The sequence below is a fragment of the Butyrivibrio sp. FCS014 genome (assembly GCF_000526935.1).
GTDB lineage: Bacteria > Bacillota > Clostridia > Lachnospirales > Lachnospiraceae > Butyrivibrio.
Genome location: NZ_JAHA01000019.1, coordinates 845557 through 866608 on the forward strand (window position 1 = coordinate 845557; position 21052 = coordinate 866608).

At 45.5% G+C, this 21052-nt stretch carries 16 protein-coding genes and 1 tRNA gene; 8 read left to right on the plus strand and 9 right to left on the minus strand.

The window, feature by feature from the left end; translation table 11 throughout:
- Positions 1–131 precede the first annotated feature (131 nt).
- The 4 genes from istA to T456_RS0116600 all read left to right on the plus strand — a co-directional run bounded on the left by istA (position 132) and on the right by T456_RS0116600 (position 4299).
- On the plus strand, positions 132–1694 hold the full coding sequence (istA, locus tag T456_RS0116585) for an IS21 family transposase (protein WP_207640365.1): 1563 nt from the start codon (positions 132–134) through the stop codon (positions 1692–1694).
- Positions 1687–2451, plus strand: a complete 765-nt coding sequence (gene istB, locus T456_RS0116590) for an IS21-like element helper ATPase IstB (RefSeq protein WP_024865699.1) — start codon at positions 1687–1689, stop codon at positions 2449–2451. The genes istA and istB overlap by 8 nt, the downstream gene beginning before the upstream one ends.
- Before the next feature lie 4 nt (positions 2452–2455).
- Positions 2456–2824 (plus strand): hypothetical protein, encoded by a 369-nt coding sequence (locus T456_RS0116595; RefSeq protein ID WP_155838052.1) that lies wholly within the window; start codon positions 2456–2458, stop codon positions 2822–2824.
- A 413-nt stretch (positions 2825–3237) separates the two neighbouring features.
- A complete protein-coding gene (locus tag T456_RS0116600) occupies positions 3238–4299 on the plus strand; it encodes a hypothetical protein (protein ID WP_024867132.1) in 1062 nt (353 codons plus the stop codon).
- A gap of 299 nt (positions 4300–4598) precedes the next feature.
- On the opposite strand, the gene T456_RS0116605 is transcribed toward T456_RS0116600, so the two are convergent.
- Positions 4599–4670, minus strand: a tRNA-Trp gene (locus T456_RS0116605).
- Between the two features lie 357 nt (positions 4671–5027).
- On the opposite strand from T456_RS0116605, the gene T456_RS0116610 reads away from it, so the two are divergent.
- Positions 5028–6365, plus strand: coding sequence for an ATP-binding protein (locus T456_RS0116610; protein WP_024867133.1), 1338 nt, complete (start codon positions 5028–5030; stop codon positions 6363–6365).
- Between the two features lie 71 nt (positions 6366–6436).
- Here T456_RS0116610 and T456_RS0116615 read toward each other — a convergent pair whose 3' ends face one another.
- The 7 genes from T456_RS0116615 to T456_RS0116645 form a co-directional block, all read right to left on the minus strand.
- Positions 6437–7768: a VirD4-like conjugal transfer protein, CD1115 family gene (locus T456_RS0116615; RefSeq protein ID WP_024867134.1), complete on the minus strand. Its 1332-nt coding sequence runs from the start codon at positions 7766–7768 to the stop codon at positions 6437–6439.
- A gap of 127 nt (positions 7769–7895) precedes the next feature.
- Positions 7896–9356: a CapA family protein gene (locus T456_RS0116620; protein ID WP_024867135.1), complete on the minus strand. Its 1461-nt coding sequence runs from the start codon at positions 9354–9356 to the stop codon at positions 7896–7898.
- Positions 9356–11611, minus strand: coding sequence for a DUF3160 domain-containing protein (locus T456_RS0116625; RefSeq protein ID WP_024867136.1), 2256 nt, complete (start codon positions 11609–11611; stop codon positions 9356–9358). Before T456_RS0116625 ends, T456_RS0116620 begins: the two co-directional genes overlap by 1 nt.
- 41 nt (positions 11612–11652) lie before the next feature.
- Entirely contained in the window at positions 11653–12129 is a 477-nt protein-coding gene (gene ybaK, locus T456_RS0116630) for a Cys-tRNA(Pro) deacylase (protein WP_024867137.1), read from the minus strand.
- Positions 12119–12868, minus strand: coding sequence for a 4'-phosphopantetheinyl transferase family protein (locus T456_RS21635; protein WP_155838126.1), 750 nt, complete (start codon positions 12866–12868; stop codon positions 12119–12121). The genes ybaK and T456_RS21635 overlap by 11 nt, the downstream gene beginning before the upstream one ends.
- Positions 12869–12953: 85 nt before the next feature.
- Positions 12954–15977, minus strand: a complete 3024-nt coding sequence (locus T456_RS0116640; RefSeq protein WP_024867139.1) for a hypothetical protein — start codon at positions 15975–15977, stop codon at positions 12954–12956.
- A 17-nt stretch (positions 15978–15994) separates the two neighbouring features.
- Complete coding sequence (locus T456_RS0116645; RefSeq protein WP_024867140.1) at positions 15995–18109, minus strand: efflux RND transporter permease subunit; 2115 nt, start codon at positions 18107–18109, stop codon at positions 15995–15997.
- 201 nt (positions 18110–18310) lie between these two features.
- On the opposite strand from T456_RS0116645, the gene T456_RS0116650 reads away from it, so the two are divergent.
- The 3 genes from T456_RS0116650 to T456_RS23305 all read left to right on the plus strand — a co-directional run bounded on the left by T456_RS0116650 (position 18311) and on the right by T456_RS23305 (position 20094).
- Positions 18311–18910: a TetR/AcrR family transcriptional regulator gene (locus T456_RS0116650; protein ID WP_024867141.1), complete on the plus strand. Its 600-nt coding sequence runs from the start codon at positions 18311–18313 to the stop codon at positions 18908–18910.
- Positions 18911–18988: 78 nt separating this feature from the next.
- Positions 18989–19651, plus strand: coding sequence for a YczE/YyaS/YitT family protein (locus T456_RS0116655; protein WP_024867142.1), 663 nt, complete (start codon positions 18989–18991; stop codon positions 19649–19651).
- Positions 19652–19707: 56 nt separating this feature from the next.
- Positions 19708–20094, plus strand: a complete 387-nt coding sequence (locus T456_RS23305; RefSeq protein ID WP_024867143.1) for an MATE family efflux transporter — start codon at positions 19708–19710, stop codon at positions 20092–20094.
- Positions 20095–20211: 117 nt separating this feature from the next.
- Here T456_RS23305 and T456_RS0116665 read toward each other — a convergent pair whose 3' ends face one another.
- Positions 20212–20967 (minus strand): SDR family NAD(P)-dependent oxidoreductase, encoded by a 756-nt coding sequence (locus tag T456_RS0116665; protein ID WP_024867144.1) that lies wholly within the window; start codon positions 20965–20967, stop codon positions 20212–20214.
- Positions 20968–21052 lie beyond the last annotated feature (85 nt).

The window sequence follows — 21052 nt, forward strand, 5'->3', positions numbered from 1 at the left end:
GTATAGGAAAGTATGTGTAAACGGTAAAATAAATTCCATAGCCAGCGGCATTTAAATTTCCATAGTTTCGGCATTTTATTTTCCATAGATCATGCTTCCAAAGATATACTTTTCTTTGGAGGTGAAGAAAGGTGAAAAGTTGGATGATCTATGAAAAAATTCAAGAACTGAAACGTCACAAACTAAACAAATCTCAGACCAGTAAAAAACTTGGAATTGACTTCAAGACAGTCAACAAGTACTGGGACATGCCACCCGATGACTTTGCTATTGCCAGACAGAATGCCGGATGCAGGCGCAAGAAGGCTGACATCTACAAAGACTACGTTGTCGAATGCCTTCAGAAATATCCGGATATGACAGCAGCTCAGATCTATGACTGGATCAAAGAGCAGACCGGTAAGAAGGATCTGGAGTTTCAGGAGCGAGCTTTCAGAAACTATGTTGTATCCATCCGAGAAGAATACGGGATTAAAAAGCCTGAACATTCCAGACAGTATGAGGCAACAGAGGATCCCCCATTTGGAAAACAGGCTCAGGTGGACATGGGCGAGATCATTCTGGAGACGGTTTCCGGTCGGAGTAAGAAGGTCTACTGCTTTGGAATGGTGCTCTCCAACTCTCGTCAGAAGTATGCTTTATGGAGAGAACGTCCATGGACAACAAGAAGCTTTATCGAGGCACATATCAAGGCGTTTGAATTCTTTGGCGGAAGAACTCAGGAAATCGTTTATGACCAGGATAAGGTGCTTGCAGTCAGCGAGAACCATGGGGATATCATCTACACAGACGAATTCCAGATATTTAAAGAAACAATCGGATTTGACGTATTCCTGTGCCATGGTGCGGATCCGGAAAGCAAGGGACGTATCGAGAACGTAGTAAAGTACTTAAAATACGGTTTTGCTGAACACAGGATATTTAAGGATATAGACAGTTTTAACGAAGACTGTATCGCCTGGCTTGAAAGAACCGGAAATGCCAAGGTTCATGAGACAACAAAAAAGATACCGGCAGAAGTGTTCGCCCTCGAAAAGGAATACCTCATACCAGTATCTGAGTACAGTTTTGAAAAACCTGTCAACGAAAGTATAACCTATCAGGTCCGCAAAGACAACGTGGTCCTTTTCCATAGCAACCGATACCGCGTACCTAAAGGAACTTATTCCAAAGGCAAGAAGGTATACATGATCACAGAAGGTGGAGAAGTGTCCATTGTTGATGCGTCGACCGGAGAGATATATGCAACACACCCGATATCCGCAGGGAAAGGCGAGCTCATAGGCTCAACCACAAATGACTACCGTGAGAAAAGCCAGTCTTTAAAGGAACTTGAAGCAGATGTTCTGTCGAGGTTCATGGACAGTGAGTCTGCCAGTGAATTCTTTGAGAAGCTGTATCACCAGAAACGCCGGTACTATCGAGACCAGCTTCAGATAGTAAAGAGGCTCTTTACAGAATACGATGGACAATTCATAAACCGTGCCCTTTCGTATTGCCTTGAAAGAAACATTTACTCCGCTGTTGAACTTAAATCAGCTACTGCATATCTGTTCAGTTTTGAAGCGGACAAGAACAAAACAGAAAAACCAGGAAAGGTACAGCTGCCAGAGAAGTACAGAGGCGGCAGCCCTGAAATACGCGATCTAAGGATATATGAGGATGCGATGAAGGGAGGTGCCATGAATGGATAAGATACAGACCTTAAAGACTTCTGCCAGAAGCCTTGGGCTGATACATACAAGAGATGCCCTTGATGAGGTGATCCATACAGCTGAAACTGAACAGCACAGTTATCTGGATTTCCTTACATATGTCTTTGACGGAGAGATACTTTACCGCCAAAACAAAGCAAGGGACAAGCGCATAAAGGAGGCAGGATTTCCCTATCCCAAATATCTCAAGGACTTTGATCTGACCTTTTGTAAAGTCATAAGTAAAAAGCAGTTCAAGCAGCTCACAGAGCTTACCTGGATAGATGGGCTATACAACTTAATACTTTCCGGTCCACCCGGAGTTGGCAAGACACATCTTGCGATAGGGCTTGGATATCAGGCATGTGAAGACGGCTATAAGGTCAGCTATACAACCATGCAGTCACTGATAAAGGTCCTTCGTACTGAAGAAATCGACAGACATGCTGGAGTCAAGCTAAGAAGGATACGTTCATCAAATCTTCTGATAATAGACGAGGTCGGATATCTTCCCATCTCTGCAACTGAAGGGAATCTGTTCTTCCAGCTGATATCAGAGCTTCAGGAACGTACCTCGATAGTCATTACTACCAATAAGGGGTTTGAAGAATGGACCGAGTTTCTCGGAGATGCAGCACTTGCTACTGCCATTCTGGACAGGCTTTCATATCAGTGCGACAAGATCCCTATGAATGGTAAGAGCTACAGACTTGAGAACAGGAAATCATTTTTAAATGAAACCGGAAAGGATAAGTGAATATATGAGAAAAGAACCAGAATACCAGGCTATGCTTGAAGAAGAACTCAAAGAATATCTGAAAGACACAAAAATGACACCCAAAGAGCGTAAAGCTCTGCGTGAATGGGTGGCGGCAGGTCACAGCGTTCACGAGAACAATGCCATGGCTGTGTGCGAAGGCGGATATCCAATAGATTTCCTCGACATATACCGTGAAGAGGAAGAACTGAGACAGGTAACAAAGGATATGAGCTCTGAAGATGCCAGAAAGTATATGATGGATTATTACGGATACAGTGATGACTCCAGAAATCATGCCTCAGAGCCTTTGGACGATATCGACTTTTCCAAGTTAAAAGGCAGGGATCTTGACTTCATTTTTGGTAATTAAGCAACAAGGGCTGCCGTTTACGCGGCAGCCCAAGAATAAAGACAAGTATGGAAAATAAAATGCCGCTGGCTATGGAATCTTAAATGCCGCGGATTCGGGAAAATTAAATGCCGAAATTTCGGGAAAAGTACTTGCCGGTTACAGTATGATAAATACCAAGATTATCGGACAAAAACCACCTTGAGTATGAATACAGTTCTTTTCCTTATTAAGTCCTATCACATTCTTACTTTGAACAACTTGAGGTTGATTTCATCATAGGCCAATGACAGGTGCTGGAAATAACAATAATGACCATGATGAAACAGCTTCTCAAGAGAACTTTAATCTTTTTTTATTTGATGAGATTTCATGTGCTTTGTATAATTAATTCACGAAATTCTGATCAGAGGTAATAATAAGGAGACTTAAAAATGAGGAAGCTCATGTGGCTAGTATTTTTTATAATCGCAACGATTATGGTTCAAGGTTGCAGTGAGCTAGAAGTAGATGGGAATGCAGCTTCTTACACCTCGAAAGAACCCAAAGATGGTTATAATGCTTTTACCAATAGAATGTTTGCAATTGGTTACTACAAGTTTCCTATTCCGGAATACTATGATGTAAAAGCAAAACAAAGCCGAAAATTGGAGGCATATGCGGAAAATGGCGATAAAATAGCCAGTTTGTCTATATCTAGAGTACCTGATGACAGCAAAGTAAGCTATGAGCGGCTGGATAATAATTCTGAGTTTTATACGTTAATTAATGACGTTCTTGAGAAAATTGAGGTAGAAGATATATCGGACGAATGGCATGAGACAGACTTAGTAAAAGGAAAATTAGTCTCATTTAACTATAATACACCAATTGTTGGGACCGGTAAGCTTTTTATATTTCCATCATTTGAAGATAATGCATGGTACGTTATAACAAGTGCAGAGACTGACAATACAGACTATTCATACTATGATGACTTTATCGCTATTCTTGGTGGGATCACATTTTTTGAAGCAGGTACGATAGATGATACTATGGAAGCCGAAGTATCATTTCCGCTTAAAGATGCTCAAAAAGCCGCTATAGTAGCTACCATAAACTTATATGAGTACATGGATTATGCCACGAATGGGAAGTCGTTAGAACAAGAAGATGTACTCGCGTGGTCAAAGGCAATTCAAGAGTTCAATCCATACGAGTGGGGGGATGGCATAGGCATAGACGAGAATACATGGAAAGTTTATGGTATTCAACTAAAGTCTCTATATATGACTGAAGGAGAATATCATTATATAGACGATATTGAATGTTATGTGACATATCAGGATGGGACTTATATTATTTCTGATATCCACGGGTATTATCACAGTCCTGCAATGGAGTCATTTAGTAAATCTATGGGGGTTAAATATACAGGAGTATACATTCATAATTTAGAAAATAAGGAATATGCTCTAGTTATATTAAATCTTCCAGAATCGATGATTCGACGATAAATGATATCGGTTGTTTTGGAACTGATATCATCCACTACGGTAGGCAGAGTGTAAAATTAACTATACCTAATTATCAAGCAAAAGGCGCTCTAGTTCATCCATATCATAACCCATTTTCATCCTTTGCTTGCTCTGTAAATTCTGATTAATGCGCAATTTGTACCCTAAAATTACCCAAATTTAATTGGTCTAAAATGTACTAATTTGGACTGAAACAGACATTTGAATAAAAAGAAATCTAACAACAAAAAAAGCTGAAGACCTAGAAAATATCTAGATTTCAGCCTTTTTACATTGAGCAGGGGAAGCAGGATTCGAACCCGCATGAACGGTTTTGGAGACCGCAATACTAGCCATTGTATGATTCCCCTATTCTATCTCTGTGCAGTTCGCTTTGTTTTGTAACCACATTTGATTTTCTGAGCATTCTGAATTCCATATAACGCGAACCACGAGTGATATTGTACCATCACTATAGCCTATTGGCAATACCTAAAATGATGTTTTTGTAAACCCATCAATTTCTTATCAATATTTCCCTTTTCGATTGTAAATGATGTCTTTTACCTTACCAACTGATTGTGGGCGATTTTAGTGAATTTTTGACATTTTTGTCCATCAAAAATATTGAACAAATAGCATTTTTTGCTTATAAAAATATTGAATAAATGACATTTTTTGCTTATAATTTTCTTGAATAAATGCACACAATCATCCGGGAGGCCCTAATGTTTAAGAGAAAAGTCACTGACCAACTCATGGAATGGAAAGAAAAATATGCTCCAAAATATGCCGCTTTACTGGAAGGCGCAAGACGAGTTGGTAAATCTACTGTAGCGGAAAACTTTGCCCAAGAAAACTACAGATCTTATATCAAGATTGACTTTGCCAATATCAGTAAGGAGCTCCTAGAGGTCTTTGATGATATCGCCAACCAGAATACATTCTTTTTACGATTGCAGACTGTAACCGGAATCACCTTATACCCACGCGAATCAGTCATAATATTTGACGAGATTCAGCGTCAGCCTTTGGTCAGACAGGCAATCAAATATCTGGTAGCAGATGGGCGATATGACTATATCGAGACCGGATCTCTTATCAGCATTAAGAAGAATGTAAAAGACATCGTGATTCCCTCCGAAGAACATAAAATCCCTGTTTATCCCATGGATTATGAAGAATTTATGTGGGCTATAGGCAATGATACATATCCTGTACTGCGTGAACTGTATCATACCGGTAAGCCTGTCGGGAATGGCACCAACAGAAAGCTTATGCGCGACTTCAGAATATACATGGCCGTAGGCGGTATGCCACAGGCTGTAGAAGCATATGTGAACGGTAAAAACTTTACTGAAATCGATGCTGTCAAAAGAGAGATCATAAGCCTGTACATAGATGACTTCAAAAAAATAGACAGTTCCGGACTTGTTGGCAAAATGTATGAAGCTATTCCCAGCCAACTTGCCACCAACAAAAAGAGATATATGATTTCCAGAGCTACCGGTAAGCGAAAGACTTCAAAAGATGTAGAAAGGCTATCTGATCTGCTTGATTCAAAAACAGTTATTCCATGCTATAACACATGCAATCCCAGTATCACCTTAGCCCAGACCAAAGATGATGACACCTTCAAACTTTATCTTTCTGATATCGGTCTTTTTACAACCATGATCTTTATGGCATCACCGCAGACCTCAGAGAATATTTACAGTAAATTGCTCAGTGATAAGCTTCCGGCTGATCTGGGTTATTTATATGAAAACGCTGCAGCCCAGATAATTGCCGCAACAGGTAGGTCGCTTTACTATCATACTTGGGAGAAAGAAAACAGCACACACTACTTTGAGGCAGACTTCCTCCTTCAGGACAAAGCTAAGCTTATGCCACTGGAAGTAAAATCTTCAGCAACGAAGAAGCACGAATCCATAGATGCATTTTGCAGGAAATACTCAAAGTACATTTCCGGAGCAATTCTGTTATCACAAAAAGACGTCGGCAAGGATCAAAGCCTCTTATTTAAGCCTATCTATATGCTACCTTTTATCTTGGAAGATTTGTGATACATCAGTATAAAAGTACCGCCTGCCTTTGATTACTTGGTCACTGACAGACGGTGCTTCTCATTCTCCTTTCAGGCTAACATCAGTTCTTCGGTTTTCTCTTCCTTTCTGAGTCCCAATCTTTCTTCCAGTTTTTCCAGCTCGAAGTTCTTTGCAAACACCGGCTCTTCTCCTCTTCTGAAGATGATGTTCATTCCCACCGGCATGTTAAGTACCTTCTTCTCAGGAATATCAGCTCTTCTTGCAACGCTTCTTGCGGTATCTACGTCATTTCCTCCAAGATACACGTAATTATCGCAGTTTCCGATTATTGTCCTGCCGTCTTCACCATATCTATGCGATAACTGCGCTTCACTTTGAATGCTCAGCATAGTGGATATTCCTCTGGATCTTATAGCTGAGATCATCCTGGGGAACTCATCAATGCTTACGTTGGTGGCGAAATCATCCATGATGAATCTTACGGGAACCGGAAGCTTACAATCCGGGCATTCGTCGTCAGCATAGGTGCACAGCTCATTCATCGCCTGCGTAAAAAACAGATTGGCGAGTGGATCCATAGCTCTGTCCGAATCGCTTATTACCACAAATATAGCGGTCTTTTTACTTCCTACTTCTCTGAAATCCAGGGGTTCAGTATCCTTATACTGATTATCATGGCCGGAATTGTCACCTCCCATCATTTTTTCAACGCCCGGAGTATCCATTGTTGCAAGTTTTGCGTTGCAGCTTATAAGTATACTTTTCAACGTCTTGGCGGCTGCTACCCTGAACTTATCATACTGCTTCACCGCAAATGATTTGCTGTTACTTCTTCTCGCATTATCCATTATTCTGTCCACGGGATTCTTTATTCCATCGGAGTACTCCTCAACATTTGATGCTACCGCCAGCTTGCCAATGCAGCTGAGATTCTGTTCGTCCCTGGGTCTGAACTCATGCAGATATGAAATTATGGCTGAAAGATAAAGGACAGTTGCTTCGTCCCAGAACGGATCAAATCTTCCTCCTCGATAATCCAAATACGACAGCATTCTTGCAATCTTCACCGTGTCATAATCAGTTCTTATATAGTCAAAGAAGTTATAACTGTCAGATTTCTCGGGATGAATGAAATCAATCTTTTTTACCTTATAGCCTTTTCTCTTAAGGTATTCTCCATAATCCTTCCAGAGCTTGCCCTTAGGATCCGAAATGATGTAACTGCCTTGAGCCTGAAGGATGTTGGGCGTAATGATAGAGCGGGTCTTGCCGGCTCCTGACGCCCCTACAATGAGTACATTGTTATTTCTCAGTGTCTTGTAACAATCCATGCTGTAAAACTGTCCATTTGCAAGGATCATATCCCCTTTCTTTGGCATGCTGAACTTAGTATTGCTGCACTGTGTAAATGTATCTCTCATAGCTTTATCTCCTTATCAATTTCATTTTGCTTTACACTATATATACCCACAGGAACACAAAAAAGTTTTATGAAAGCAAAAAACTCCCAGATCTCTCTGAGAGTTTTTGCTCATGATTATCATGCACCTATTTCCAGTAGGAATTTATCTCATAAAGATCATGGCCCGTGACCTTTACTCCGTCGTAGGTATGCTCGAAGATGATTCGCGCCTCTCCTCCTGTTTTTGTCTTCTCATCCATTCCCTGGTCCGCCCTGAAATTTCCCAGGGAGAAAAAAACTATCGTCTCCCCGCCATCATTTCTTTCAAGGACTCGCTTTTCCTGAAGCACATGGGGATGACTTCCGATGACCACGTCCACACCGGCCCTTGCAAAAAGCTCTGCGAAGTGTTCCTGCTGCGGGGTGACCCCGGTACTGTACTCATCTCCCCAGTGGACGAAAACGGCAACAGCGTCATACTTCTCTTTTGCCGCCTTAAGCCTTTCCACCATCTCATTTTCGCCGGCCTCATCAGAGGGCAGAAGGTCCACCATATCTTTTACCGGTTCTTCTGCTCCGGCATCAGCGGCATCTGCGCTCCCGGACGCTATGCCGTTGACTCCGTAGGTATAGCTAAACAGCGCAAAGGTCATGCCGTTCCTGGAAATAGTCGCATCCTCCCCGATGACGGAATCAAAGGGGGAGTGTATCCCGAGAGCTTCCACTCCGCTTTTCTTAAAGACAGCGCAGGTGGTATCAAGTCCGTATATCCCCCGGTCCAAAATATGGTTGTTGGCGCAGGCCGCAATATCAAAGCCCGCATCCGCAAGCGCCCCTCCCACTTCCACCGGTGTTCCAAAGGATGGGTATCCCCCATACATGGAGGGTTTGTCAACAAAGGGCGTCTCGCAGTTAAAGGCAGCAATGTCCGCGTCCTCAATATCTTCAAGGAAAGGCTCATAGAGAAAAGAAAAATCGCCGCCCTTAGCCTTTAGGCCGTAGTCCAGGATGCTCTCGTGAATAATGTTGTCTCCGAAAGCCACGAAACTGACAGAATTGTCCATGGACTTAAGCCCCCAGGATTCCCATCTCCAGAGGCTACAGTGACCGCTCCTTTCCTCGGTGAGGATTATGGAGGGGTTCTTCTCCATTAGTTTAAATCGTGTGATCTCAGGGCCGATCTCTGAGGCCAGCCACTTCTCTTTTACCTGAAGATCCTCGGATATATCATAGATGAAGATGTGCTGGGAATAGTTCTTTTCATCGGCCTTTACCCAGAAGGGCATGTCGGGGCCAAAGCGCCCTCTTTTCCACACAAGAAGGATAAGCTCGAGGTCTTCATCCCCGTCAAGGTCCGACACAAGAAAGTCCTGGACAAGCCAGCTCTTTTTCGTGTGCCATTTTGGTCCCTTGCCCCCGTCCCTTAGGACCATTTTTTTGCCACTAAGTTGTAGGGTGCCGCCGTAGATTTCCTGTTCCTTCTCCTGCCAGGATACGTTCATGGGCAGCTTGAGGAATACAAGAAAATGGACAGCACAAAAGGCTGCTGCCATTAGAAACAGCAGCAGCCATATGATATTTCTTTTTTTGTCAAACAGACTTCTCATCAATCATGGTACCTGTAGCTCTGGGTCCAGTCGGGCTGAACGGGCTTGTCCTTGTTCTCAACCCAGTTCCAGTTTTCGTCAAGGTGGCCGCCGGAAAGCTTATCTCTCCATTCGCTGTCGGTAAGGCGCTCACTCATGGGCTGGACGAACTGGTAGAAGCTGTAGACGCTTCCCCTTGCCACGTGGATCTCGCCGTCGATAGGGAATACCACGTACATATTCTGGGCTTCGCCGGTTCCAACCTCCAGCACAGAGCCGTTAGGGTCTGTGGCTATGTCCGCGATAACGGGGCATGGAGACTCGTAGCTGTAGATAATATCGCCGTAATCTTTGTTTACCTCATACCAGAAGTGCTCCAGATCTCCGCCGTAGTCCTTGATGAATTCGTATTCCTCATCAGTGAGGGCTTCATTCACCAGCTCTTTTTCAGAGATGGTCAAAAGAGTCTTCGCCATGGTGGAAAGTTTTGTCAGATCCTCACGGGCACTGTCCTCCAGCATTCCGTAGGAATCAAGGCCGTCCCTGGTCTTCTCGGAGAGGAACAGGAACCTGCTGTAAACCACGGGCTCCGGCTCAACATAGCCTCTGTCATCCAGTACCTCTTCGTCATCGCCTCCGCCCATCTCGGCCATGACCTGCTTGGCGTAAAGGATGGTGTCGTGCTTGAGCTCTGCATAGGATCCGGCAAAGGTCTCAAGATCCTTCTTGGCCCATTCCTCAGACTGCATGAAGGAAGGATAGCCCTCGCCCTTCTTTTCAAGAAGAGGTCTTAAGGTATTAAGCCATCCCGCATAGATGCTGGCATTCCAGTCGGCGGGTGAGGCTGTGTTATACAGCTCTTTTACCTCATTCAGGTTTTCGGTATAACCCTCAAACTCAGTTGCTCCCTGCTCTTTGAGCAGTTCCATTGCGGTGTCGGAGCCAAGGGCAGCCATGGTATCGAAGGTGTCCGGAAGGTATCTTCTTTCTCCCTCTCCATTCTCCTTGACTGCGCTGTAGATAAGTCTCTGCATTATCGCTGCATCTATGGTGAAGCGCTGTCCCATAAATCTGAAGGAAGGAATCACGGGATCGTCTCCCTCCATTACAGGGATGGAATTGATTTTGGGTTCTCCTATGGTTCCCGCAAGGTCCATGACCTTTGAAAGACCGTCCTTGTTTGAAGCAAGGTCCGAAGTTCCCGGCATCTTGCCATAGGCTTCTTCTATCACAGGAGCTATTTCAACATATCCCGGGTCGTCGCTCTTTCCTGCAAAAAATGCGGTGATGTTGTATATACTCTCCCATTTGTCCAGGCCGTTGTCCTTAAGGGCCATGGTCATCAGTATCGCGCTCTTTACCGCTTCCTCACTGTCAAGGGCAAAGGGAATGCGGCCGTACCACATCATGGACCTGAAGTAAGGCTCAAGCTCCGTGCCCTCGTAGTAGCCTCTGGGCTTGTACTGGGTGTAGTCCTCGTTAAGGCCCGTAAGGAAACATTCATCGATGCCGGAAGCATCCATTATCTTACTTATCTCTTCTTCCGCAGCTGACTGAGCATCCGCTGCGATCTCAGGAAATGTCACGCTGCTGTCAAGGAGCTTACTTCCCACATAGAAGAAAGCTGTGTTTCTCTTTGCTGCGTCCTCCCAGTCTGTGCCTGTAAGGTCTTTCGCCTGCGCAGCGGAGGCTGCCAACAGCTCTTTTCCCAGGTCCTCTAAGGTGGAAGAAAGATGGTTCATCTCGGTCTTCTTCATCAGGTACGCAAAGTACAGATGGTAGGTGTGCATCAGGGAATCTACAGTGACAAAGCTCGGGAACTGCAGATATCTGTTGTCCTCGTATACGTCAAAAAACTCACTGTTTCCGAAGCCTCCGTTAACCGCAAAGCCGTTCTTTATCAGTGCCTCGCGAAGGGGCGCGGTATTGTTGTATTCGCTGTCATAATCAGGGTCAAACCAGTTGGCAAAGCGCTCGGCGTAGACCACGTTGGAGAAATCCTCAGCTATGGTGTAGGGTTCAACGCAGGGTTTAAGGAGCTGGTTGTAATAGATCTCCTCCTCATCCCCAAGAAGCGAAGTTTTGATGGTCTTTACAGTCTCTTCGCCGGAAACCGCACTGTCCTCAGCGGCTGTATCGGCGCTGTCTTCAGGCTCCCCGCTCTCTTCCACGGCCGTGATTTCTGTGTCTGCCGTTTCGTTTGTTGTCCCGGCAGCTCCGCATCCTGCGGCTACCATGGAAATCGTAAGTATCAATGCTATCAATCTTTTTTTCATAATGCCCTCCTTGATGTCTGTAGAATGATTTTACTGTCTTATTATATCAAATCTGCGGGTGTGCAGGCCGCTGCCCTGATAAGATCCGCAGGTTCAAGCTCTATCTGTGCACCAACCTTGCCGCCGCTGACATAGATCTTTGTAAGGCTGTTTGCCGCCTCATGGATGAAGGTTGGAAATTTCTTTTTCATTCCTATAGGGGAGCATCCGCCGTGGACATAGCCCGTTAAAGGAAGCAGCTCTTTTTGCTTGATCATCTCGACAGACTTCTCTCCCACCACGGAGGCTGCCTTTTTAAGGTTAAGCTCCCGGGCCACGGGGATAACAAACACGTAGTACTGCCCGGTCTTTCCTCTGGTGACCAGGGTCTTGAAGACGCAGTTAACGTCCTCTCCAAGGATCCCTGCGATCTGCTCTCCTGTAAGTCCCGGATCGGCCTCATATTCATGACCGCTGTAGGAGATCTTGAGGCTGTCCAGCACCCTCATTACATTTGTCTTCTCTGTTTTATTCTTCATAGTATTCAAACTCCTTGTATTCGGAACAGACGCAAAGCCTGTATCCTTCAATAGCATATATGGAAAGTGAAAGCCCTCTGCAATCAAGCTCCTCTGCTCGAACGCTCAAACACGCCTCCTTCGCCGCGGCCTTTTCCGGCTTACCATCGCCCGGTGCGTCGAAGCCGGCTCTTTTCCCGGGGGATGCACCAGCCGCTTCAAGCTCAATAGCCTCCGGCATCAGCGAGAGCCCCTGGCCGCTGTACTTCATGACACTTTCCTTGGCGGTCCAAAGGGATGTGTAAGCGCAGTCAAGGCCTGAATTCACTTTGCAGGCATTGGCCTTAGCCATATTCCTTGCCAGCTCTTTTTCATCATCGGAGAAAACCCGCTCTATCAATGAGTCCTTAAAGTTTCTTATCCTCTCGATGTCGACGCCGATCTCCCTGTCCGAGATGCCAAGGGCCACCTTCATTCCGGAGTGGGACAGGTTAAAGAATGTGCCTGCCGGCCCGCCATCCTTATTCGTAAGATACGGCTTGCCCTTATCACCGATCTCAATGGCATAATCCGCGATACCAAGCTCCTCCAAAGCCCTGTCAAGAAGTATCCCCGCTCCCAGGGATAGCCTTTTAGAGCTCTCGGGTTTAAGGGCATCCACTTTGGATTTTCGAAAGGGCTTCATTTTCTCGTACCAGTATTCAAAAGTCTCCGGATCCTCAAGAAAAGAGACATCCATAACATAAATCCGATTTTTCAAAACCGCCTCCAGATTTTCTCCAGATTTTAGACATCAAAAAAGAGGAAGGCTTATAAAGCCTTCCCCTCTATCATATCACATATTATCAAAGACTCTTTACTGCACCGGTCTTGATCACAAACTTAACGCTGCTGTCAACGCCTTCCTCTGTTCCGCCGAAGGAGTTGTAGTTGCTTCCGGCCTTCTGGATGGCATTTAATCTGTCAGCGAAATCAGTAAGGTCTCCGTCGAATGCATCGTAGAGCTTCTGAATTCCTTCCTCATCGAACTTGATCATGCCGTCAAGAAGTTCCTGTACGCCGTCATCAAGCTTTGCTGCGCCTTCATCAAGGGCCTTGGCACCGTCATTCAACTCTGCTGCGCCGTCCTTGAGCTGGCCTGCTCCGTCAACAAGCTGGCCTGCACCGTCTCTAAGCTGTGCTGCGCCGTCCTTAAGCTGTCCTGCGCCATCCTTGAGCTGACCTGCACCGTCCTTAAGCTGGCCTGCACCATCTTTAAGCTGATCTGCGCCGCCCTTAAGTTCCTTTGTGCCGTTTGTGAGCTGGCTTGCACCGCCTGTAAGCTGCTTAGCTCCGCCAACAAGTGCTTCATTGTTTGCTGTAAGAGTGTCTGCACCTTGATAGAGAGCGCTGACACCGGCACCAACCTGGCCAATGCCGTCACTAAGCGCAATCTGACCGTCCTTAAGAGCTCCAAGACCTGCTTTAAGCTGTTCTGTTCCTGAAGCCACAGCATCTGCTCCGGTAACCAGAGTGGAAATTCCGGGAAGTTTTGCCTCGAGGCCTTTCTTCATGGCACTTATCTGCTCATAGGTTGAGCCAAGGGTCGCAGCGGCTCCCTTAGTTGCGCCGCAAAGAGCGCTGTATCTCTGTACATATACTGCAATGTTGTAAACGTCACTGTCGCTGTAGCCTGTTTCGTTTTCTCCGGCAGCTTTTACAGTTACCTTCTTCTCATTGCCTGTGGATGAAAGCTCGTCCTCGCCATCTTCTCCAAGAGAATCTTCATCGGCGCCTTCCTTTTCATCATCGCCGGTTCCCTCTTCGTCTTCACCTGTGCCTGCTGCCTTTCCGGTATTTGTATCTCCGGCATTTGCTGCAGGTGCTGCTGCAGTGGGAGTCTTCTCATCGATAATCTCAGTAACGGCAGCGGGTGTTTCACTGCTGTTTGCTGAAGTTCCGGCATTTTCGCCGTTTCCGCCAGCAGTGTTATTGTCTGCATCATCAGCTGCTCCGCTTCCGGATCCGTTCTCGGTATTATCTGTTCCTTCAGATCCGCTCTTAGCCGCTCCTGAAGCATCCCCTGTGGCTTCATCTGAACCTGCTGCAAGTTCATCATCGGTCACCTCTGCATAGAGAGTTCCGGTCTTTACAGTGGTTACCAGCATCTGGTAGTTATCGATCGCATACAGTGCCTTCTTGGTCTGTCCGCTAAGAGCTGCAAGGGCTGCACACTTGATCTTAAGTGCATCGTGTCCTGAGGTGATTCCTTTATCAATGGACTGGAGTATCTGAAGAACTGCTGCCGAAGGCTCTGAAGTAGTATCGGAAGTATCGGTAAGCCATGCATAAGCTGCTCCGTAGAGATTCTGATTAGCCTTGATGCCATCAAGCTTATTTACCAGCTCAACCTTTACCATGTTCTCCATCATCTCCTGCATTGTTTTAACGCCATCGTCAACCTGTTTAGCGCCATCTGCAAGGTCAGCGGTGCTTGACTCCACTGATGCTACTCCTGCAACCAGCTTTTCTGATCCGGCCTTGGCACCGGCAACACCGGCCTGGAGCTGACCTGCGCCGGCCTTTATCTTTGCAGCACCGTCGGTATAGGACTTAACGCCGCTCTCAAGGGAAGCAGCACCGGTTCCCAGGGCCTTGCTTCCGTCATAGAGCTTGCCTGCTCCGTCGCTAAGGCTCTTTGTACCGTCATAAAGTTTTGAAGATCCGTCTGCAAGACTTCCTGCTCCGTCATAGAGCTTTGAAGTTCCGTCTGCAAGGCTTCCTGTTCCGTCGTAGAGCTTTGCTGTTCCGTCATAAAGATCGGAAGTTCCGTTGTAGAGCTTATCGGTACCATCGGCCAGCTTAGCTGTGCCGTCCTTAAGCTCTGTAGTTCCGTCCTTAAGAGCCTTGCTTCCGTCAACCAGCTTGTTTGCTCCGTCGTAGAGCTCGCCCATATCATCCTTGAGGTCTTCGATCTTCTCTGAGTCATTAAAGTCTGTAACTCCGAAATCAGAGAGGATGTCTGAGCTTGCCATTGTAATGGTCATTCCAAGTTCAAAGTCTGTGGTGTCAGCTGTGATCTCGAAGGAATTTGAGAGCTTATCCTTGATCTCATCTGCATCATCAAGCTCATCCCACTTCTCATCAGAGATATCAAGACTCTCCTTAAGTCCGGGAACTGCAACTCCCATAACGATGTAGTTGCCGCCGTCAGAGATGACCTTACCGTTTGAAATCTCAACGTTGGTGAACTTCTCAGCATCCAGCATCATTCCGGATACCATGGCGAAAGGTGTGTAAACATCATAGTTTTTGCCGTCAACATCAACGGTCTGCTTCGCATTGTTCTCATACTCGAAGCGGATGGTAACTTTTCCGCTCTTGCCTGCCAGATCCTCGGGAGCTATCTCTTTTCCATCAAGAGTATAGGTGATGTTCATCTTAACAGGAAGCTCCTTGTCTGTGGTTCCCTGATAGTAGATGTCAGAGCCGCCGGCTTCCCAGGTAACTGTGCCGTCGCCGTTGTCGGTAAAGGTCTCATCGCCCTTTACGTTCACGATGTTCTTAAGCTCTGTCTTGTCAGAGAGCTCTGGTGAAGCCTCGGCGTTCTTGAGCCACTCGCTTACGATGACATCGTTTACTGCGCCGTTGGCATCGGCTGTTACGTAAACCGTCTCAACCTTGCCGGACTCGTTTGCTACGGATCCGAGCAGAGAGTTTGTTGTAACGGCTTCCTCAAGGGCCTTCTGTTGTGAATCTCCTGCCTCTACCGTAGTCTCGATGGCAGCTGTGTTGTCAGTTACTGTATTCTGTCCGCAGGCAACCGTCATAACTGCCAGCATTGTAGCCATAATTAAAGATAATGATTTAATAAGATTTTTTCTGATCATGATTCTCTCCTCCGTTCTTATGCGACTTTATGTCTATGGATCAAATGTCCGAAATGATGTGTTTCATTCTCCTTGCTGTTCATGCCGAATGTGGTCTTCATAATGAGCCAGTCAAAGAGCATATACATTGCCGGCAGAGCAAGAAGTACTGTAAACATACTGATGATGGCGCCTCGTGCCATGAGCATGCACAAAGATCCGATCATATCGATGCTGGAGATAAGTCCAACTCCGAAGGTTGCCGCAAAGAAGCTCAGTGCGCTGACAATAACGGATTTCATGCTGGTGGAAAGAGCTATCAAAGTAGCTTCCTTCTTGTCATGGCCGCTCATTCTCTCATTCAGATATCTGGTTGTCATCAGGATGGCGTAGTCAACAGTTGCGCCCAGCTGAATGGTTCCGATAACAACCGATGAGATGAAAGGTATCGTTGTCTTTGTGTAATAAGGAAGTCCCATGTTCACGAAGATGGCAAACTCGATGACTGCCACCAGTATAAAAGGCAGGGATACTGATTTAAGCACGAAGGCTATGATCAGGAACACAAGACCTATGGATACGAAGTTAACCACCTGGAAATCGTGGTCTGTTATGTTTATCAGGTCCTTGGTGCAAGGCGCTTCGCCTACAACCATGGCCTTGGGATCGTAGCTCTTTACTATTCTGTCCACATCAGCTATCTGAGCGTTGATCTCGTCAGAAGCGATCTTATAATCAGTGGTCAAAAGAACCATCTTCCACTCGTCACTCTCGAGATCGGCCATAAGGTCTTCGGGAATAAAGTTCTTGGGGAATGCGGGTCCTATAAGTGAATCTGTGCCGAGTACCGAAAGAATTCCGTCTGTATTTTTAAGTTCATCTATCATCTCAGTCATGGATGCACTGTCCAGGTTCTTATCAACCAGCAGCATATATGCGGAGTTCATCTCGAACTTCTCATCAACCTCTTTGGCTCCCTGTACACTCTCAAGCTTGTCGGGAAGTGTCTGGGAAAGATCGTAATAAACTGCAGTGTGGTTGTTTCCGTAAATTGCCGGGAACAGAAGTACCAGGAATACAGCAAAGAAAGCCAGATAATGCTTGGCAATGAACTTCGGGATCCTGTTAAATTCAGGCATCAGAGGTTTATGCTTGGTCTTCTCTATAAGATTGTCAAATACAAGGATCATACTGGGCAGGATGGTTACGCATCCGATAACTCCGAATACAACACCCTTGGCCATTACAACTCCAAGGTCAAGACCCAGTGTAAAGCTCATGAAGCAAAGTGCAACGAAGCCTGCGATTGTTGTGATGGAACTTCCTATTACAGACTGGAAGGTTGCTGTAATGGCGTTTGCCATGGCGTCCTTCTTGTCATCGTTTCTCTCCAGTTCCTCCTGATAGCTGTGCCACAGGAAGATTGAGTAGTCCAGAGTAACACCAAGCTGAAGTACCGCACTCAGGGACTGGGTGATAAAGGAGATCTCTCCTTTAAATATGTTGGTACCCATGTTGTAGACGATTGCCATTCCTATACTTAAAAGGAAGAACAGCGGAATAAGGTAGGAATCCATTGTCAGGGAAAGAACAATGATTGCAAGAAGTACTGCAATTCCTACATATATAGGCGTCTCTGCCTCAGCCATGTTCTTGGTATCCGTTACGATGGCGCTCATGCCGCTCATGAAGCACTGCTTGTCTGAGATTCTTCTGATCTCTTCTATGGCAGCCATGGTTCCGTCTGAGGAAGTACCCTCATCAAATACCACGAACATCATTGTGGCATCATCTCCGTTGAATGCGTCATATACCTTTGAAGGAAGCATCTCCATGGGCACCGACAGATCCATTACCGAGTCATACCAGATAACATCCGCAACGTGATCGACCTGCTCGATCTTGCTCTTTAAGGCCGCTACGTCTTTCTCCTCCATACCCTCTGCAACATACAGGACAAAAGAGCCTGTTCCGAACTGGTCCAGAAGAATATCCTGGCCCTTCATGGTCTCAATATCCTTGGGAAGATATGTGAGAATGTCGTAATTAACTCTTGTGTTAAAATATCCGATCGCCGACGGGATCAGCAGTGCTACCGCAACGATCAGGATAATGTACCTTAGCTTTACGATAAGATGTGAAAGCTTATTCATAACACCAACTCCTCTTTTTTATAAATAATTATTGACCAACGGTCACTTTCTGTATTATGGTATATCACATAAATGACCATTAGTCAATTATTATTGACCGTTGGTCATAAATTTTATTTCTTTTTTATAATTTCATTTTGAAATAAAGGAAACGGGCACTTTTGTGCTATGCTATAATATGTTTTATAAGGAAGTGATCATATGGGAAAGGCAGATCTTAACAAGAAACTGAAAATGGAAAACCTTTTGAACGCCTCTTTTGAGCTGTTTACCTCAAAGGGACTCAACAAGACCTCCATCTCGGATATAGTAGAAAAGGCGGAAGTTGCAAAGGGCACCTTCTATCTGTACTTCAAGGACAAGTACGATATCAGGAACAGACTCATTGCCCACAAGTCAAGCCAGCTCTTTCTCCAGGCCTACAACGCCATGAAGGACAATGGTATCGAGGGACTCGAGGAAGAGATCATCTTCCTTATGGACTATGTTCTTGACGAACTGGCCGCCAACAAAGGACTTCTTGCCTTCATCTACAAGGACCTTAGCTGGGCCTTTTTCAAAAGAGCTCTCACCTCTCCCACCTCAGAGGATGACGTGGACTTCGCTGAGGTCTACAGGAAGATGGTGGAAGATTCGGGACTTAAGATCAAAGACCCGGAAGTAATGCTGTTCCTTATAATAGAGCTTGTGGGTTCCACGGGCTACAGCTCCATAATGTTCGGAGATCCCATATCCTTAGATGATCTCAAGCCCTACCTTGAAAATACCGTTCGCAGCATTATCAAACAGCACATGAAATGAAAAAAAGACATCGATTCTTTGGAGGATTCCGAAGTTATCGATGTCTTCTCTTAACTTCAACACCATCGGAGGAGCACCATGAAAAGAGATAACCTGAAAAAGCGAATCGCAATGTCCCTGTTCGGAGTAATCATCTGCGCCATAAGCGTAGGCATCTTCAAGATAGCTGCTCTGGGAGTTGACCCGTTCCAGTCCTTTATGGCAGGCCTGGACAGCATTGTTCCCATAAGCTTTGGAACATTGTACGTTATAACCAACGCTGTGATGCTGCTGTTCGCCCTGATATTCGACAGGCATTACATCGGAATAGCCACTTTTATCAATCTGTTTCTTCTTGGGTACATAACCCAGTTTACTTATGCATTCCTGCAGACAGTGATCGTTGATCCTTCCATGCCTGTCCGCATTCTGTGCCTTATTATAGGTGTAGTCATAATCTGCTTCGGATCTGCCTTCTACATGACCGCAGACCTGGGCGTATCCACCTATGATGCAGTGGCGCTTATCATCGTCAACACCTGGAAGAAAGGAAAGTTCCAGTATGTCAGGATCATAACCGACATTGTCTGCGTTATCCTGGGTGTGTCGCTGTTTCTTTTGTCCGGAGGTCTTGTATCTCAGATCCCTACAATAGCCGGTGTCGGAACCATAATAACCGCCTTCTTCATGGGACCTCTCATTGAGTTCTTTAATGTTCATATTGCAAGACCGATATTAAACACTTGCAAAAACCAAAACTAAAGTGTATATTAGATTGCATACAATTTAATTTGGTTTTTGTTTAAGAGGGTTTAAATATGAAAATGAAAGCATTTGATGCTGTAGACATGACCGTAGGAAGGCCCTGGGAGCAGATACTTAAGTTCACGGTTCCCATGCTCTTCGGAAATGTTGTACAGCAGTTATACAGTACAGTAGACAGTATAGTAGTAGGCAGATATGTTGGAGATAACGCTCTTGCTGCGGTAGGAAGTGCGGCTCCCATCTTCAATCTTCTGCTCATCCTGTTCATAGGAATAAGTATGGGTGCCACCATCATGGTTTACTTAAGCCGCTCAGAGGCTTACCCCATCGGCAACCGCGACATGATCTACTGGTCGCTGCTTATTGCCTGGGCTATCGGCGCAGCCATGAGTATCTTCTTCTACAAGTTCGGCAAATGGCGCCAGAAGGGTGTTGTGTAAATAGCGTTGCAAAAAGGCATAACATAAAATAAGTGGCAGGGAGCAATCCCTGCCACTTTTAATATCTGTGAGTCCGGACGAACAACGTACCAAGCGACTCTATTTGTTATTCATAAATTACTGCTGAACGATTCCGCCGTTAGGAGAAATAACCTGTCCTGTAACGTAAGGAGCTGTCAGAAGGTATCCAAGAGCACCTGCGATATCGGATACGTCACCGATGTATCCCTGAGGAATTGTAGCTGCAAGAGCATTGAGCTCATCCTGATTAACGCCGCGGAGCATGTCTGTCATGATCATGCCGGGAGCGATAGCGTTTACACGAACGCCTCTGCCTGCAAACTCAAGGGCAAGAGCTCTTGTAAGACCGATAACACCTGACTTGGATGCGCAATAATCAGCCTGATTGATAACGCCGATAAGTCCGCCGATGGAAGCTGTGTTAACGATGCAGCACTGATCATCCTTTGAAGAATGATTAATCATATAAGGAAGTACCAGGTGTGTCATATGCATAGCGCTCAGAAGGTTTGTTCCGATAACGCTCTCATACTGCTTCTGTGTGATGTCGATCCAGTTGCAGTTATTTGTGATACCGGCGTTGTTAACAAGTACATCGATCTTATCACCGAACTTATCAACAGCAGCCTTAACAAGGGCTTCGCAGTCCTCATACTTACTAACGTCTGCTCTTACAACCAGTGTCTCAACGCCATACTGTCCGCTGATCTTTGCAGCAAGATCGTCGGAAAGAGCCTTTGAAGACTCGCTTCTGTAGTTGATCACAACATTGTAACCAAGCTCACCCAACTTAAGTGCCATTGCCTCACCGATACCTCTTGAGCCACCGGTGATGATAGCTGTTTTTGCCATTACCTAAATCCTCCTTCAAAATATAATAGTTACTAACCCCATACCCCATACGGGATATCGTTAATATAATAACATACCTGTTAAA